At 66.1% G+C, this 15,315-nt stretch carries 15 protein-coding genes; 14 read left to right on the forward strand and 1 reads right to left on the reverse strand.

The annotated features are described in order from the left end of the window. Positions 1-123 precede the first annotated feature (123 nt). The 14 genes from ACILRJ_RS05695 (at position 124) to ACILRJ_RS05760 (ending at position 14,820) form a co-directional block, all read left to right on the forward strand. Positions 124-1,290, forward strand: a complete 1,167-nt coding sequence (locus tag ACILRJ_RS05695; protein ID WP_395681260.1) for a phosphoglycerate dehydrogenase — start codon at positions 124-126, stop codon at positions 1,288-1,290. Between the two features lie 4 nt (positions 1,291-1,294). Further along, a complete protein-coding gene (gene pheA / locus ACILRJ_RS05700) occupies positions 1,295-2,398 on the forward strand; it encodes a prephenate dehydratase (protein WP_395681262.1) in 1,104 nt (367 codons plus the stop codon). Continuing rightward, on the forward strand, positions 2,395-3,504 hold the full coding sequence (gene hisC / locus ACILRJ_RS05705; protein ID WP_395681264.1) for a histidinol-phosphate transaminase: 1,110 nt from the start codon (positions 2,395-2,397) through the stop codon (positions 3,502-3,504). The genes pheA and hisC overlap by 4 nt, the downstream gene beginning before the upstream one ends. 84 nt (positions 3,505-3,588) lie before the next feature. After that, the gene (gene aroA, locus ACILRJ_RS05710) at positions 3,589-4,917 is read left to right on the forward strand and encodes a 3-phosphoshikimate 1-carboxyvinyltransferase (protein ID WP_395681266.1); all 1,329 of its coding nucleotides are present in this window, start codon (positions 3,589-3,591) and stop codon (positions 4,915-4,917) included. Positions 4,918-5,005: 88 nt separating this feature from the next. Beyond that, a complete protein-coding gene (gene cmk / locus ACILRJ_RS05715; protein WP_395681268.1) occupies positions 5,006-5,692 on the forward strand; it encodes a (d)CMP kinase in 687 nt (228 codons plus the stop codon). 128 nt (positions 5,693-5,820) lie between these two features. Continuing rightward, complete coding sequence (rpsA, locus tag ACILRJ_RS05720) at positions 5,821-7,485, forward strand: 30S ribosomal protein S1 (RefSeq protein ID WP_395681270.1); 1,665 nt, start codon at positions 5,821-5,823, stop codon at positions 7,483-7,485. A gap of 99 nt (positions 7,486-7,584) precedes the next feature. Then, positions 7,585-7,890 carry an integration host factor subunit beta gene (locus ACILRJ_RS05725; protein ID WP_395681272.1) on the forward strand — a complete coding sequence of 102 codons (306 nt, stop codon included), beginning with the start codon at positions 7,585-7,587 and terminating at the stop codon, positions 7,888-7,890. 91 nt (positions 7,891-7,981) lie between these two features. Continuing rightward, a complete protein-coding gene (locus ACILRJ_RS05730; RefSeq protein WP_395681274.1) occupies positions 7,982-8,257 on the forward strand; it encodes a lipopolysaccharide assembly protein LapA domain-containing protein in 276 nt (91 codons plus the stop codon). Continuing rightward, the gene (lapB, locus tag ACILRJ_RS05735; protein WP_395681276.1) at positions 8,254-9,429 is read left to right on the forward strand and encodes a lipopolysaccharide assembly protein LapB; all 1,176 of its coding nucleotides are present in this window, start codon (positions 8,254-8,256) and stop codon (positions 9,427-9,429) included. Before ACILRJ_RS05730 ends, lapB begins: the two co-directional genes overlap by 4 nt. A 14-nt stretch (positions 9,430-9,443) precedes the next feature. After that, positions 9,444-10,517 (forward strand): glycosyltransferase family 4 protein, encoded by a 1,074-nt coding sequence (locus tag ACILRJ_RS05740; protein ID WP_395681278.1) that lies wholly within the window; start codon positions 9,444-9,446, stop codon positions 10,515-10,517. After that, a complete protein-coding gene (locus ACILRJ_RS05745; protein ID WP_395681280.1) occupies positions 10,507-12,390 on the forward strand; it encodes a polysaccharide biosynthesis protein in 1,884 nt (627 codons plus the stop codon). Before ACILRJ_RS05740 ends, ACILRJ_RS05745 begins: the two co-directional genes overlap by 11 nt. Further along, a complete protein-coding gene (gene galU / locus ACILRJ_RS05750) occupies positions 12,387-13,262 on the forward strand; it encodes a UTP--glucose-1-phosphate uridylyltransferase GalU (protein ID WP_395681282.1) in 876 nt (291 codons plus the stop codon). Before ACILRJ_RS05745 ends, galU begins: the two co-directional genes overlap by 4 nt. Next, entirely contained in the window at positions 13,262-13,621 is a 360-nt protein-coding gene (locus tag ACILRJ_RS05755) for a hypothetical protein (RefSeq protein ID WP_395681284.1), read from the forward strand. Before galU ends, ACILRJ_RS05755 begins: the two co-directional genes overlap by 1 nt. Beyond that, positions 13,618-14,820: a trans-sulfuration enzyme family protein gene (locus ACILRJ_RS05760; RefSeq protein ID WP_395681286.1), complete on the forward strand. Its 1,203-nt coding sequence runs from the start codon at positions 13,618-13,620 to the stop codon at positions 14,818-14,820. The genes ACILRJ_RS05755 and ACILRJ_RS05760 overlap by 4 nt, the downstream gene beginning before the upstream one ends. Here the strand turns inward: ACILRJ_RS05760 and ACILRJ_RS05765 are convergent, their stop codons facing one another. Then, positions 14,821-15,246: a hypothetical protein gene (locus ACILRJ_RS05765; RefSeq protein WP_395681288.1), complete on the reverse strand. Its 426-nt coding sequence runs from the start codon at positions 15,244-15,246 to the stop codon at positions 14,821-14,823. Positions 15,247-15,315 lie beyond the last annotated feature (69 nt).

The raw sequence follows: 15,315 nt of genomic DNA on the forward strand, positions 1-15,315 counted from the left end.
TCAGAGCACCGTCATCCCGGCGAATGCCGGGCTCCAGTTCCCGCGCAACGAACCCGGAGCTGGATTCCGGGTTTCCGGAATGACGGAAGTTGGTCCCTCCAAATTCGAATCCCGGCCCCGACAATGTTCAAGATCCAGACGCTCAACAACATCTCGCGCAATGGCCTCGATCGCCTGCCGGCGAACCTCTACAGCGTCGCCAACGAAGTCGCAGAGCCGGACGCCGTGCTGGTGCGCTCCGCGGACATGCACAAGACGCCGATCGCGACGAGCGTCAAGGCGATCGCGCGGGCGGGCGCGGGCACCAACAACATCCCGGTGGCCGACCTGTCCGCTCGTGGCGTACCCGTATTCAACGCACCGGGCGCGAACGCGAACGCGGTCAAGGAACTGGTCGTCGCCGGCATGCTGCTGGCGGCGCGCAACATCGCCGACGCACTCGCCTTCGTGCGCGGGCTCGATGCGTCGGGCGACCTGCATCACAAGGTCGAAGCCGAGAAGAAGCGCTTCGTCGGCACCGAACTCGCCGGCAAGACGCTCGGCGTGGTCGGCCTTGGTGCGATCGGCGTCAAGGTCGCCAATGCCGCGTATGCGCTCGGCATGCGCGTTGTCGGTTTCGACCCGCACATGACGGTCGACGGCGCATGGCAGCTTTCGGCCGAAGTCGCGAAGGCGGGTTCGCTGAACGAATTGTTCGCCGCTTCCGACTACCTGACGTTCCACGTCCCCCTCAACGACAAGACGCGCGGCGTGTTCGGTGCGCAGGCGCTGGAGGTCGTGCGACCCGGCATCGTCGTGCTGAACTTCGCGCGCGAGGGCATCGTCGATCCCGCGGCGCTGCGCAGGGGACTCGCGGACGGTCGCATCGGCCGCTACGTGTCGGACTTCCCGGAGGCGGACCTGCTCGGGGATGCGCGAGTGATTTCGCTGCCGCACCTTGGTGCATCGACCGGCGAGGCGGAGGAAAACTGCGCGTTGATGGTGGTCGAACAGCTGCGCGATTTCCTCGAGCACGGCAACGTGCGCAATGCAGTCAACTTCCCGGAGACGCGCATGCCACGCACCGGCAGCGCGCGCATCTGCATCGCCAACAGCAACCGGCCGAACATGATCGGCCAGCTATCGCATGTGCTGGGAGAGGCGGGCGTCAACATCGCGCAGATGCACAACGCCTCGCGCGGCGAGCTGGCGTACAGCCTGATCGATGCCGATTCACCGGTACCCGACACCCTGGTTGCGCAGATCGCCGCGATCGACGGCATTCTTTCCGTCCGTGTCATAGAGAGCTGATGCCATGAGTGCCGATGCCGCGACGCCCGCGCCGAATCTCGTCGAGGTGCGCGCGCGCATCGACGGTATCGATCGGCAGATCCAGGCGCTGATCGCCGAGCGCGCGAACTTCGCGCACCAGGTCGGCAAGGCCAAGGGCAAACTCGCGGCCGCGGTCGACTACTACCGGCCGGAGCGTGAAGCGCAGGTCCTGCGCATGGTGGTCGATCGTAACGAGGGACCGCTCAGCGACGAACTGCTGGTGCACGTGTTCCGCGAGATCATGTCCGCCTGCCTCGCGCAGCAGGAACCGCTAAAGGTCGGGTATCTCGGACCGGAAGGCACCTTCAGCCAGCAGGCCGTGCAGAAGCACTTCGGTCGATCCGCGCACGGCCTGCCGATGGCGAGCATCGAGGAAGTATTCCAGGAAGTTGAAGCGGGCAATGCCGATTTCGGCGTGGTGCCGGTCGAGAATTCGGGGCAGGGCACGATCCAGGTCACGCTCGACATGTTCCTGACCTCGAATCTCAAGATCTGCGGCGAAGTCGAGCTGCGCGTGCATCAGTTCCTGCTGTCGCGCTCCGGGCGCATCGAGGACATCGAGCGTATCTACGCGCATCCGCAATCGTTCGCCCAGACAGCGGGCTGGCTGCGCTCGAACCTGCCGGAGGTCGAGAAGGTGCCGGTTTCGAGCAACGCGGAAGGCGCGCGGCGTGCGCGCAATGCCGATGACGCGGCAGCGATCGGCGGCGAGTCGGCTGGCCACGTCTACGGACTCAAGAAAGTCATCATGAAGTCGATCGAGGATCACGCCGACAACACCACGCGTTTCCTCGTGCTCGGCCGGCAGATCTTCCCGACCTCGGGCCACGATCGCACGTCCGTACTCGTGTTCATCAAGGACCAGCCCGGCGCCCTGTTCAACGTGCTGAGTCCTTTCGCGCGGCATGGCATCAGCATGAACCGGATCGAATCGCGGCCGTCGCACCAGGCGAAGTGGGAGTACGGCTTCTTCATCGACCTCGCCGGTCACGTCGAGGACGAGGCAATGAAGCAGGCATTGGCCGAACTCGACGCGCACGCGTCGGAGATCAAGGTGCTCGGCTCCTACCCGGTTGCCGTGCCGTGACGTTCGACGCAGCGCATCTCGCCAACGCGGCGACGTCAGCGCTGCGTGCCTATGATCCCGGCCACGACCTGCCGGCATTGCGCAAGCGCTTCGGTGCCGCGATTGCCGAGCTAGGCTCGAACGAGAATCCGCTCGGGCCGAGCCCTCGTGCGCTGGAGGCGATGCATGCGGCGCTCGCCCACAGCTGGCGTTATCCCGATCCGCGCGGCGCCGCTCTGAAGGCCGCGTTGTCCGCGCACCTTGGAGTTGGCGCGGAGCGCATCGCGCTCGGCAACGGCTCGCATGAACTCCTGATGCTGCTGGCGCAGTGCTTTGCGGACCCCGCGCATTCGATCGTGTTCTCGCAATACGGTTTCGCGGTGTTCCCGATCGCCACCGCCGCAGCCGCGGCGCAGCCGATCCGCGTACCGGCTTTGCCGCGTGCGCACGCAAGCGCGCCGTATGGCCATGATCTCGATGCGCTCGCGGCCGCAGTGCGTGCCGACACGCGCATCGTCTATCTTGCCAATCCGAACAACCCCACCGGCACCTGGTTCGACGACGCAGCACTCGAGCGATTCCTCGCTCGCGTGCCCGGCAATGTCCTGGTCGTCGTCGACGAGGCCTATCACGAGTACGTCGGCGTGCCGGGCTTGACGAGCGCACTGCGTCTCGTGGAGCGCCATGCGAACCTTGTCGTGACGCGCACGTTTTCGAAAGCGTACGCGCTCGCCGGTTTGCGCGTCGGCTACCTCGTCGCGCATGCAAGTGTCGTTGGCGTGCTCGAGCGCCTGCGCGAGTCGTTCAACGTCAACCACGTCGCACTGGCCGGCGCCGTAGCGGCACTGGAGGATGATGATCACCTCGAGCACGTGCGCGCGTTCAACCGCGACGAGCGCAACTGGTTGCGCGAGGAACTCGCCGCACGCGGCCACGCGGTATTTCCCTCGCAGACGAACTTCCTGCTGGTCGATCTTGGCCGCGATGCCACGGACTTCGAACGCCAGCTGTTCGAACGCGGAGTGATCGTGCGTCCGATGGGCGGCTATGGGTTGGGTCACACACTGCGCATCAGCGTCGGCAGCCGCACCGAGAACGAACGCCTGCTCGGAGCTTTGGATGACTAGTCGGGCGCCGATGCCGGTGCACAGCTGCTTTTTTGGCCCTGCTCGCGAAGGCGCTCCGCTCAGTTGCCAGGCGAGCTGGACGAAATGACGACCGAACGCATCGACTGGATCAGCCATCCGGCCGGCCCTCTGGGCGGCGAGCTGACGGTGCCTGGCGACAAGTCGATCTCGCACCGCGCGATCATGCTCGCCGCGCTCGCCGAGGGAACGTCCAACATCGAAGGCTTCCTCGAAGGCGAGGACACGCGGGCGACCGCACGCATCTTCACCGACATGGGCGTGCGCATCGAGGCGCCGTCGGCGTCGCGGCGCGTCGTTCACGGCGTAGGCCTTCATGGACTGCACGCACCGCGCGCGTCGCTCGACTGCGGCAACGCCGGCACCGGCATGCGCCTGCTCACCGGCCTGCTCGCCGGGCAGGCGTTCGACAGCACGTTGAGCGGCGACGAGTCGCTGTCGAAGCGTCCGATGCGGCGCGTGATCGAGCCGCTTTCGGCGATGGGTGCCACGATCGAATCCGGAGCGGGTGGCTTGCCGCCGCTGCACATCCGCGGCGGAGCGAACCTGCGCGGCATCGATTACGAATTGCCGGTCGCGAGTGCGCAGGTGAAATCCGCGATCCTGCTCGCCGGCCTCTACGCATCCGGCGAAACCGAAGTGCGCGAAGCGCATCCCACGCGCGACTACACCGAACGCATGCTCGCCGCGTTCGGTTGGCCGATCGCATTCGAACCGGGCAGGGCGCGCCTGTCGGGCGGGCATCGCCTGCGAGCGACCGAAGTGGTCGTCCCTTCCGATTTCTCGTCGGCCGCATTCTTCCTCGTCGCCGCGAGCATCGTTCCGGGTTCGCGCCTGCTGTTGCGCGCGGTCGGCCTCAATCCACGTCGCACCGGCCTGCTGCAGGTACTGCGCCTGATGGGCGCCGACATCCGCGAGCATGCGGCGCGCGAACAGGGCGGCGAGCGCGTGGCCGACCTCGAAGTACGCCATGCGCCGCTGCACGGCATCGACGTGCCGGTCGACTTCGTGCCGGACATGATCGACGAGTTCCCGGCACTGTTCGTCGCCGCATCGGTTGCCCAAGGCGCAACCCGCGTGAGCGGTGCGGCCGAACTGCGCGTGAAGGAGTCGGATCGCATCGCGGTCATGGCGCAAGGCCTGCGCAGGCTCGGCGTCGCGATCGACGAAACGCCGGACGGCGCCGCCATCCACGGTGGCGCGGTGGGTGGGGGCGACGTCGACAGCGGCGGCGACCACCGCATCGCGATGGGCTTTGCCGTTGCGGGCCTCGTGGCACGCGGCGCCGTGCGCATCGCCGATTGCGCCAACGTCGCAACCTCGTTCCCGGGATTCACGGAATTGGCCAATGGCTGCGGCTTCGCCCTGACGGCGAACGCGCCCTCGACGACGTAGCGCCAGGGGCGTTCGATCGCTCGCCCATCGGCAGGCGCGCGGCGTCCGGGCTAGAATCCGCGACCCTCCCGGCGCCACGCCCAGCCGCATGAATCGGACCGACAAACCCGTTCCCGTCCTCACCATCGACGGCCCATCCGGCTCCGGCAAGGGCACGATCAGTCGTGCGGTCGCCGACGCGCTCGGCTGGCACCTCCTCGATTCCGGCGCGATCTACCGGGCGGTCGGCTATGCCGCCGGCATGGCGGGCATTGACCTGTCCGATGCGGCTGCCGTAACCCGTTGTGCGGAAACGACAAAGATCGGGTTTCGCGATCCGAAGGACGGCGGCGAGACGCGCGTCGTCGTCAATGGGCACGATGCGACCGACGAACTGCGCACCGAGACCTGCGGCGCAGCTGCCTCGGCGATTGCCGCAATTCCCGCTGTTCGGGCCGCCCTGTTCGACAAGCAGCGCTCATTCCGCCGGGCGCCGGGCCTGGTCGCGGACGGGCGCGACATGGGCACGGTCGTGTTCAGCGACGCCGAACACAAGATCTTCCTTACCGCGAGCGCCGAGGAGCGTGCACGCAGGCGCTATAAGCAGTTGAAGGAAAAGGGGTTGACTGTTACACTCGCATCCCTTTTGCGCGAGATCGAAGCCCGCGACGAACGCGACGCGACCCGCAAGGTGGCGCCGTTGAAGCCGGCGGCAGGGGCAGTGATCATCGACAGTACCGCGATCCCGATCGATCAGGTGATCGCGCGCGTGCTTGCGGTGGTGCGTCCCGGCTGAGGTTCATCGCCGCAAAAGGGATCGCCGGCAATCTGCCGGCAGCGCAATGATGCGGCGTTCAACGCATCTTCTGAAGGTGGGTTGTCGACCCCGGTCGGGGCGGTGGCCTGTTCCCAACTGGAATCAACATGACTGAAAGTTTCGCCGAACTGTTCGAGCAGAGCCAATCGCTCGCCAAGCTGCGCAATGGCGCGATCGTCACCGGTACCGTGGTCGAGATCCGTTCCGACGTGGTCGTCGTGAACGCCGGCCTCAAGTCCGAAGGCATCATCCCGATCGAACAGTTCAAGAACGAGCGGGGTGAGCTCGAAATCCGCGTGGGCGACGACGTGAAGGTCGCGCTCGATGCGATCGAGAATGGCTTCGGCGAGACCATGCTCTCGCGCGAGAAGGCCAAGCGCTCGCTGGTGTGGGACGAGCTCGAAGAAGCGCAGACCGCCAATGCCGCCATCACCGGCCGCATTTCCGGCAAGGTCAAGGGTGGTTTCACGGTCGATATCAAGGACGTCCGCGCATTCCTGCCGGGCTCGCTGGTCGACGTGCGCCCGGTGCGCGACCCGTCGTACCTCGAGGGCAAGGAACTCGAGTTCAAGATCATCAAGCTCGACCGCAAGCGCAACAACGTCGTGGTCTCGCGCCGCGCCGTCGTCGAGAGCGAATTCAGCGCCGAGCGCGAACAGCTGCTCGACAAGCTGGTCGAGGGCGCGGTCGTCAAGGGCGTGGTCAAGAACCTCACCGATTACGGTGCGTTCGTCGACCTCGGCGGCATCGATGGCCTGCTGCACATCACCGACATGGCGTGGAAGCGCGTCCGACACCCGTCCGAAGTCGTCAATGTCGGCGACGAACTGGACGTGCGCGTGCTGAAGTTCGATCGCGAGCGCAACCGCGTCTCGCTCGGCCTCAAGCAGCTCGGCGAAGATCCGTGGGTTGCCATCGCGCGTCGCTACCCGAGCAATACGCGTCTGCTGGGCAAGGTCTCCAACGTCACCGACTACGGCTGCTTCGTCGAGCTGGAGCCGGGCGTCGAGGGACTCGTGCACGTCTCCGAGATGGACTGGACCAACAAGAACGTCAACCCGGCCAAGGTCGTGCAGGTCGGTGACGAAGTCGAAGTCATGGTGCTGGACGTCGATGAAGAGCGTCGCCGCATCTCGCTCGGCATGAAGCAGACCCGTGCCAACCCGTGGGAAGCGTTCGCCGCGATCCACAAGAAGAACGACAAGGTTTCGGGCACGATCAAGTCGATCACCGACTTCGGCATCTTCGTCGGTCTCGACGGCGGCATCGACGGCCTCGTGCACCTGTCCGACATCTCGTGGCAGACCACTGGCGAAGACCTCGTGCGCAACTTCAAGAAGGGCGACGAGATCGAAGCGGTCGTGCTTGCAGTCGATCCGGAGCGCGAGCGCATCTCGCTCGGTATCAAGCAGCTCGAGCAGGATCCGTTCGGTCAGTTCATGGCGGCGCATCCGCGTGGCAGCATCCTCACCGGCACGGTGCGCGAAGTCGACGCCAAGGGCGCGACCATCGACATCGCCGAAGGTATCGAGGGTTACCTGCGCGCGAACGACATCGCCAAGGAACGCGTGGACGACGCGACCCAGCACCTCAAGGTCGGCGATACGGTCGAGGCGAAGTTCACCGGCATGGATCGCAAGGGCCGCAGCCTGCAGCTCTCGATCCGCGCGAAGGACGAGGAAGAGCTCGCCACCACGCTGGAGGAATACCAGAGTGCGACCGGCGGCACGACCAAGCTCGGCGCGTTGCTGAAGGAACAGCTGAACCGCTGATGCAGGAATCGGCGCGCGGTACATTCCCGCGCGCTGCTGCAACATGCGCGCACCGGCGACGGTGCGCGTTTTTTTGGACCGGCAACTTTCCCGACAGCGATGACCAAGTCCGAACTGATCGAATCCCTCGCACTACGCCAGAAGCATCTCGCCGCGAACGACGTCGAACTCGCCGTCAAGAGCGTGCTGGAGCAGATGAGCCATTCATTGTCGAACGGCGAGCGCATCGAGATTCGCGGCTTCGGCAGTTTTTCGCTGCACTACCGTCCGCCACGCATGGGTCGCAACCCGAAGACCGGCGACTCGGTCGCCCTCCCGGGCAAGCATGTGCCGCATTTCAAGCCCGGCAAGGAACTGCGCGAGCGTGTCAACGGCAACGGCGATAGCGCCGTCGAGCCGGCCTGAAACGTGTCCGGCCAGGGCGACGCGGGATCCCGCTGAGCGGCCAGGGCTGCGGACCCGATATCATCCTCCGGTCCGAACATCGCTCGACGCCATGCGCCCGATCCTGATCGTCCTGTTCCTCTGCGTCATCGCACTCGGCGCCTTGTTCGGTGCACTCAACGGCGCGCATGTCGCCATCGATTTCCATTTCGTGCAGGTCGAGGTGCCATTGGGCGGCGCGTTGTTGTGCGCTTTGCTGATCGGTTGGCTGCTCGGCGGACTCGTCGCGTGGCTCGGCCAGCTGCCGCGCATGCGCCGCCAGACGCGTGCGCTCGGCGAGATGCGGGCACGCACGGGCAACGGCTTGCGCGGAAGCGACGAAACATGAACAACGTCGTCGCCTTGCTGTTCTTCCTGCTGCCGATCGCGGCGTTTTCCGGCTGGGTGCTCGGTCGCCGTCGCAGCGAACGCAAGTCCGGCGCGCGCGTGAGCGAGTTGTCGACCAGCTACTTCCGTGGCCTCAACTACCTGCTCAACGAGCAGCAGGACAAGGCGATCGAGGTGTTCCTCAAGCTCGCCGACATCAACCGCGACACGGTCGAGACGCACCTCGCCCTCGGCAACCTGTTCCGCCGGCGCGGCGAGGTCGATCGTGCGATCCGCGTGCACCAGAACCTGATCGCCAGGCCGAGCCTCAGCCAGGAAGAGAAGACCGTCGCCCTGCTCGAACTCGGCGAGGACTACATGCGCGCCGGCCTGCTCGATCGGGCAGAGACGCTGTTCGCCGACCTCGTCGCGATGGACGCGCTGGCGCCATCCGCACTGAAGCACCTGATCGCGATCTACCAGCATGAGCGCGACTGGGACAAGGCGATCGAGCACGCGCAGCGACTGGAGCGCGCAACCGGCGAGTCGCAAGGCGCCGTGATCGCGCAGTTTCACTGCGAGCTCGCCGACCAGGCGCGCGCGCAGGGCGTTCGCGACGACGCACGCGCGCATGTCGCGGATGCCTTCGCGGTCGAACCGACCTGCGTGCGCGCGAGCATGATCCTCGGTCATATCGAGGCCGCCTCGGGCGATCTGGATGCCGCGATCCACGCGTTCGAACGGGTCGCCGATCTCGACATCGACTATGTGCCGGAAATCCTATCCCCGCTGCTCGACTGTTATGCGCGCGCGCAACGCATGCAGCGCGCCGAGGAGTTCCTGCAGGGCATCACCGAGCGCTATCAGGGCGTGTCGCCGGTGCTGGCGCTGGCCAAGCTCTACGCGACCACGCGCGGCGAGAGTACCGCCGTCGACTTCCTCAATCGCGTCCTGCGCCAACGCCCGTCGGTGCGCGCGCTGATGGCCTTGATCGACGTCAACCTGCACATCGCCAGTGGCGAGGCGCGCGAGAACTTCCTGACGTTGCGCGACCTCACGCGCCAGCTGGTCGAGGGCAAGGCGATGTACCGCTGCAACCGCTGCGGCTTCGGCGCCAAGGCGCACCACTGGCAGTGCCCGAGCTGCAAGAGCTGGGGTACGGTGCGACCGATCCACGGCGTGGTCGGCGAGTAGGACGGAGCCGGCGCATGACGGCGACGTTCGATCCAGCGTTCCTGATCATTCCCGGAATCGTCTTCCTGTTGTCGCTGATCGCGACACGTCTGGCAATCCGCTACGCCCATCGACGCCAGTTGATCGATCAACCCGGGCAGCGGCGCTCGCATGAGGTGCCGACTCCGCGTGGCGGCGGCATCGGCATCGTCGTCGCCGTGATAGTCCCGTTGGCACTGGCGTTGGCGGTCGCGCTCGCCACCGCGCAATCGCGGGGGGACCAGCGCATCCTCGCGAGTCTTCTGGCCGGCACGCTCGTCGTCGCCTGCGCGGGTTGGCTCGACGACCATCGCCCGCTGGGTGTTTTGCCGCGGCTGGCCGCGCACCTGTTGGCGGCGCTGCTGCTTTCCGCGGCGATCGTGCTCCGCCCCGGAATGCCGTGGTCGTGGTCGCTCGCTGGAATCGGCGTGGCGATCGCGCTCAGTGTTGTCTGGTCCATCAACCTGCACAACTTCATGGACGGCATCGACGGCCTGCTCGCGAGCCAGGCCTTGTTCGTGCTGCTGACCTTCGCAGCGATTGCGTTGGCCGGCGATGGCGGCGGTTTCGCGCTGGCGATCGTCGTCGCGGCGGCAGTGGCGGGATTCCTGCCTTCGAATGCACCGCGTGCGGCGATCTTCATGGGCGACGTCGGTTCCGGCTCACTCGGGTTCCTCATCGCTGCCGTGGCCTGGCTCGGCATCGCATACGGCAGTCTCACCATCGCCTCTGCCCTCGTCGCATGTTCCGCCTTCGTCACCGACGCAACCTGCACGTTGTTGTTGCGCATGTTCCGCGGGCGGCGTTGGTATAGTGCGCACCGCGAACACCTGTACCAGTGGCTCGTCCGCAGCGGTTTCCCGCATGCCCGGGTCGTCGCGTTGTACATGGGTTGGAACTTGCTGGTGGCATTGCCTGTCGTTGGCTGGATGAATCTCGTGCCGGATTACCCGATGCCCACCGGACTCGCTCCCGCTGTCACCGTGTACGCACTCGCGACCGCCACCTGGTGGTTCGGCAAGCGCTGGTGCCTGCGGCGCGCGTGCGAACGGAGCCGAAATGCCGCGTAAGTTAGTCGCCGCCATCCATCCACGCCTCGCCGTTGTCGGCAACGACATGCTGATGGTCTGGCTCGCCTGGACCGCGGTCAGCATGATGCGCTGGTCGCTGGCGCCGAATCCGTCGCCGGTGGCGCTGTTCGGCACCGAGGTCTGGCTGGTGCTGGGCGCGCAGGGCGCGATCTTCTGGTGGACCGGGTTGTACAAGGGACTGTGGCGCTTCGCGAGCCTGCCGGATTTGTGGAACATCGCAAAGGCGGCGGTGCTCGGCGCGCTCGCGATCGCGATGACCCTGGCGATCTACAACCGCCTTGAGACCGTGCCGCGCACGGTGCTGGTCGTTTATCCGCTGGTGCTGTCGGTACTGCTCGGCACGCCGCGCCTGCTGTACCGCTACTGGAAGGACAGTCGCCTCGATTTCGTCGCGCGGGCACCAAGTCAGCGCGTGCTCGTTCTCGGCGCCGGCAAGGCCGGAGAGGCGCTGGTGCGCGATCTGCGCCGCGAGAATCGCTACTCACCGGTCGGCTTCCTCGACGACAACACGCAATTGCGCGGCGCGCGCGTGCATGGCGTGCCCGTGCTTGGAACGCTCGATCAACTGCCGCAGCTCGCGCGCGAAACTGCAGCAGAAATGCTGGTCATCGCGATGCCGGCCGCCAACAAGACGCAGATGCGCCGCGCGGTCGACCTGTGCGAAGAGACCGGCGTGCCGTTCCGAACCGTGCCGCGCCTGGAGGATGTCGTCGCAGGCCGCTCCAGCTTCAACGAACTCAAGGAGGTCGCGATCGAGGATCTGCTCGGACGCGAACCGGTGCAGCTCGACTGGACCGCGATCCGCACGCGGCTCGCGGGACGGCGTGTCCTCGTCACGGGCGGTGGCGGCTCGATCGGATCGGAGTTGTGCCGCCAGGTCGCGCGCCTCGGCGTCGAATCGCTCAGCGTGCTCGACCAGTCCGAGTACAACCTGTACACGATCGAACAGGAGCTGCGGCGCGACCACCCGGATCTGCTGCTGAATGCGTGGCTCGGGCATTGCGGCGACCCGGTGGCTTGCGAGCGCGTGTTCGCCGAAGCCCATCCGGAAGTCGTATTCCATGCGGCCGCCTACAAGCACGTGCCGATGCTGCAGGGGCAAGTGCGCGAGGCATTTCGCAACAACGTGCTCGGAACTCGCGTCGTGGCGGAGGCGGCCGACCGCCACGGCACCGACTGTTTCGTGCTGATCTCCACCGACAAGGCGGTCAATCCGACCAGTGTGATGGGCGCGTGCAAGCGCGTGGCGGAACTGTTCTGCCAGAACTTTGCGCAGACCTCGCATACCCGCTTCATCACGGTGCGGTTCGGCAATGTGCTCGATTCGGCCGGTTCGGTGGTGCCGCGTTTCCGCGAACAGATACGGAACGGCGGTCCGGTCACGGTGACGCATCCGGAGATCACCCGCTATTTCATGACCATCCCGGAAGCCTGCCAGCTGATCCTGCAGGCGGCCGTGCTCGGCAACGGTGGCGAGATCTTCGCGCTCGACATGGGCGAGCCGTTGCGCATCCGCGACCTCGCCGAGCAGATGATCCGTCTTGCCGGCAAGCACGAAGGCAGCGACATCGCGATCGTCTACACCGGCCTGCGACCGGGCGAAAAGTTGTTCGAGGAACTGTTCCACCCGCTCGAGCGCTACACCGACACCGCGCACGCGAAGATCTTCCTGGCCCAACCGCGCGCGATGGCCTGGTCACTGCTGATCGCGCAACTGGGCAAGGCCGAGGCGGCCGTGCGCGAGTTCGACGAAGTGGCCCTGCGCGCCATCCTCGATCATCTGCTGCCCGAATTCGCCAACCCGGATATCGCGACCGACAACGTCATCGCCATCAAGAAGGACATCGCATGAGCCAGCGTTTGCGCAAAGTCGTCTTTCCCGTTGCTGGTCTCGGCACGCGTTTCCTGCCAGCGACCAAGGTCGTCGCGAAGGAAATGCTGCCGGTGCTCGATCGACCGCTGATCCAGTACGCGGTCGACGAAGCGGTCGACGCCGGCGCCGACACGCTCGTGTTCGTCACCAACCGCTACAAGCACGCGATCGCGGACTATTTCGATAAGGCATACGAACTCGAGAGCAAGCTCGCGCAGTCGGGCAAGAACGACCTGCTCGCGATCGTGCAGGGGACATTGCCCAAGCATGTGCGCTGCGTGTTCGTGACCCAGCCGGAAGCGCTCGGTCTCGGCCATGCGGTGTTGTGCGCAAGACCTGTGGTCGGAGACGAGCCGTTCGGCGTGGTTCTGGCCGACGACCTGATCTGGAACGGCAAGCAGCCCGGAGCCTTGCGCCAGATGACCGCACTCCTCGACGGCGACGTCGCCGGTGCCGTCGCCGTCGAGGAAGTGCCGCGCGACCAGACCAACAAGTACGGCATCGTCGACACCGGTGGCGACGCCAGTCGTGCGGCGCGCATGCGGCACGTCGTCGAGAAGCCGAAACCCGAAGTCGCGCCGTCCAATCTCGCGATCGTCGGCCGCTACGTGCTGCCGGGCCGCATTTTCGAATTGCTCGAGCAGACCAAACCGGGCGCCGGCGGCGAGATCCAGCTGACCGATGCGATCGAGGCCCTGCTCGGAAAAAACAAGGTGCTCGCATACCGCTTCGAAGGCACTCGCTTCGACTGCGGCAACAAGCTCGGCCTCGTCAAGGCGACGCTGGCGATGGCGCTGGAGGATCCGGCGCTTGCGGAGGCTACGCGCGAATTCATGGCGTCGCTGCGCTGATGGCCGACACGGATCACCGCAGGCACTCGTTGGACAAGGATGCGGGCCTGATCATGGGTGGCATGGCGCCAGTCCTGGTCTCCTGGGTATTGGCGCAGCTGCTGATTCCGAATTTCGCGACGCTGCTCGTTTCCTTTGGTACTGAGCTGCCGTGGGCCACCCGCTTCATCCTGCACTACTATGATTTTGCGTTCCTGCTGGCACTGCTGGTCGTCGTCGCATGGTGGATATGGCCGCGCGAGGAGAGTCGTGGCCTCGCCGCGCTCGTTTTCGGCGTAGTTCTCGCCGCAGTGCTCTGGTGTGCAGGCATCTATTCGTTGTACATGCCCATCTTCCAGCTTGGCGCGATCGTCGGATGAGCAGGGCGGACGTCCAGGACATGCCGAACGACCTCAGCTACATACTCAACCACCTCGGCGAAGACCGCGCGAGCTACTTCGGCGCGGTCGCGCCGCCGATCGTGCAGTCCTCGATCTTCGCGTTTCCGACCGTCGACGCGATGCGCGCGGGATTCCGCGACGAGTTCGGCAACCACGTCTACACACGCGGCAACAATCCGACCGTCGGGATCCTGCGCAAGAAGGTTGCTGCGCTCGAAGGCGCAGAAGACTGCCTGATGTTCGGCAGCGGCGCCGCCGCGATGTCCGCCGGCGTGATCGCCTGCGTCGCGGGCGGCGACCACGTGGTTTGCGTTGCCAAACCGTACAGCTGGACGCGCGCGGTGCTGAAGGACCTGCTCGGGCGGTTCGGGGTCGAAACGACCTTCGTCGATGGCACCGATGTCGCGAACTTCGAATCCTCGTTGAACGAGCGCACGCGCCTGATCGTGCTCGAAAGCCCGAACTCGATGACGTTCGAGCAGCAGGATCTCGCTGCAGTCGCGACCTTGGCGAAGGCGCGCGGCATCCGCACGATCTGCGACAACAGCCATGCGACGCCGCTGAACCAGTCACCGCTCGCACTCGGCATCGACCTCGTTGCGCATTCCGCCACGAAGTACCTCAACGGCCACAGCGACGTCGTCGCCGGCGCGCTCTGCGGCAGCTCCGCGCTGATGCGCGAGGTATTCCGCGGCCCGTACATGACGCTCGGTGCGATCCTCGCGCCGCATGATGCCTGGCTGATGATCCGTGGCCTGCGCACGTTGCCGCTGCGCATGCAGCGCGTGGCGGAGACGACGGCGCAGGTGCTGGCCTTTCTCGAACGCGATCCACGCGTACGTCGCGTGTACTCGCCGCATGCAGCGGACAATCCGCAGCTGGACTTGAGCGAACGCCAGCTGCGCGGTGCGAGCGGCCTGCTGACAATCGAGCTGGATACCGACGAGGTGGCCGCCGTGGAGCGCTTCTGCGACAGCCTCGGGCGTTTCCTGATGACGGTGTCGTGGGGCGGGTATGAATCCCTCGCGTTCCCGGTCTGCGCGGTCTTCCCGCGCGAGGCGCCGTTGCAACCGACGCCAGGAACATTGCTCAACCGGGTGCGGCTTTCGATCGGACTGGAAGATGCCAGCGTGCTGATCGCGGACCTTTACCAGGCGCTGGAAAAGTTGCGCGCCTGATCAGTGGGCCACCAAGAACAGGCGCCAGCTCAGCGCGACCATCGCAACCGCGAACGCAAGCAGCATCAACGCCACCAGGTTCAGCAGGCGCGCGACGCCGAGCGCTGCATCGCCGTGTTTTACCGGCGTGTCCCGCAGCACGCGCGCGTTCGCGACCGGCCAGCGGCGTTGCGCGATGGCTGCGCGGCCACGACGCCACGCGTGCGTCGCGAGTGCGAGCAGGCATGCACCGCAGCCAATGCTTGCCCAGCCCAGCCAGCGGCGCATCTGCGCAACCAGTTGTTCCGGCGTCGACGCCAGCGCCTGCCGCATCATCCAGTCGTGCGCGAACAGGATCACGCCGGCGGCGGCGATGGCCGCCAGCAAAAGCACGACGATGGTCACCCGGCGCAGGCGCGTGTCGGCACGCTGGATTTCGATATGCATGCAGTCTCCCCGGAACTGCGCGCACTATAGCGAGCGGGGGCGCGCTCCGATGCGCCGCCCGTCGCCGAA

It is taken from the genome of Dokdonella sp., from assembly GCF_044227025.1.
Classification (GTDB): domain Bacteria; phylum Pseudomonadota; class Gammaproteobacteria; order Xanthomonadales; family Rhodanobacteraceae; genus Dokdonella_A.

Bases quoted from the DNA above. Each gene is read 5' to 3' on its own strand.
- ACILRJ_RS05695 (WP_395681260.1), top strand. From the start codon at position 124: ATGTTCAAGATCCAGACGCTCAACAACATCTCGCGCAATGGCCTCGAT.
- pheA (WP_395681262.1), top strand. From the start codon at position 1,295: ATGAGTGCCGATGCCGCGACGCCCGCGCCGAATCTCGTCGAGGTGCGC.
- aroA (WP_395681266.1), top strand. From the start codon at position 3,589: ATGACGACCGAACGCATCGACTGGATCAGCCATCCGGCCGGCCCTCTG.
- cmk (WP_395681268.1), top strand. From the start codon at position 5,006: ATGAATCGGACCGACAAACCCGTTCCCGTCCTCACCATCGACGGCCCA.
- rpsA (WP_395681270.1), top strand. From the start codon at position 5,821: ATGACTGAAAGTTTCGCCGAACTGTTCGAGCAGAGCCAATCGCTCGCC.
- ACILRJ_RS05725 (WP_395681272.1), top strand. From the start codon at position 7,585: ATGACCAAGTCCGAACTGATCGAATCCCTCGCACTACGCCAGAAGCAT.
- ACILRJ_RS05730 (WP_395681274.1), top strand. From the start codon at position 7,982: ATGCGCCCGATCCTGATCGTCCTGTTCCTCTGCGTCATCGCACTCGGC.
- lapB (WP_395681276.1), top strand. From the start codon at position 8,254: ATGAACAACGTCGTCGCCTTGCTGTTCTTCCTGCTGCCGATCGCGGCG.
- ACILRJ_RS05740 (WP_395681278.1), top strand. From the start codon at position 9,444: ATGACGGCGACGTTCGATCCAGCGTTCCTGATCATTCCCGGAATCGTC.
- ACILRJ_RS05745 (WP_395681280.1), top strand. From the start codon at position 10,507: ATGCCGCGTAAGTTAGTCGCCGCCATCCATCCACGCCTCGCCGTTGTC.
- galU (WP_395681282.1), top strand. From the start codon at position 12,387: ATGAGCCAGCGTTTGCGCAAAGTCGTCTTTCCCGTTGCTGGTCTCGGC.
- ACILRJ_RS05755 (WP_395681284.1), top strand. From the start codon at position 13,262: ATGGCCGACACGGATCACCGCAGGCACTCGTTGGACAAGGATGCGGGC.
- ACILRJ_RS05760 (WP_395681286.1), top strand. From the start codon at position 13,618: ATGAGCAGGGCGGACGTCCAGGACATGCCGAACGACCTCAGCTACATA.
- ACILRJ_RS05765 (WP_395681288.1), bottom strand. From the start codon at position 15,246: ATGCATATCGAAATCCAGCGTGCCGACACGCGCCTGCGCCGGGTGACC.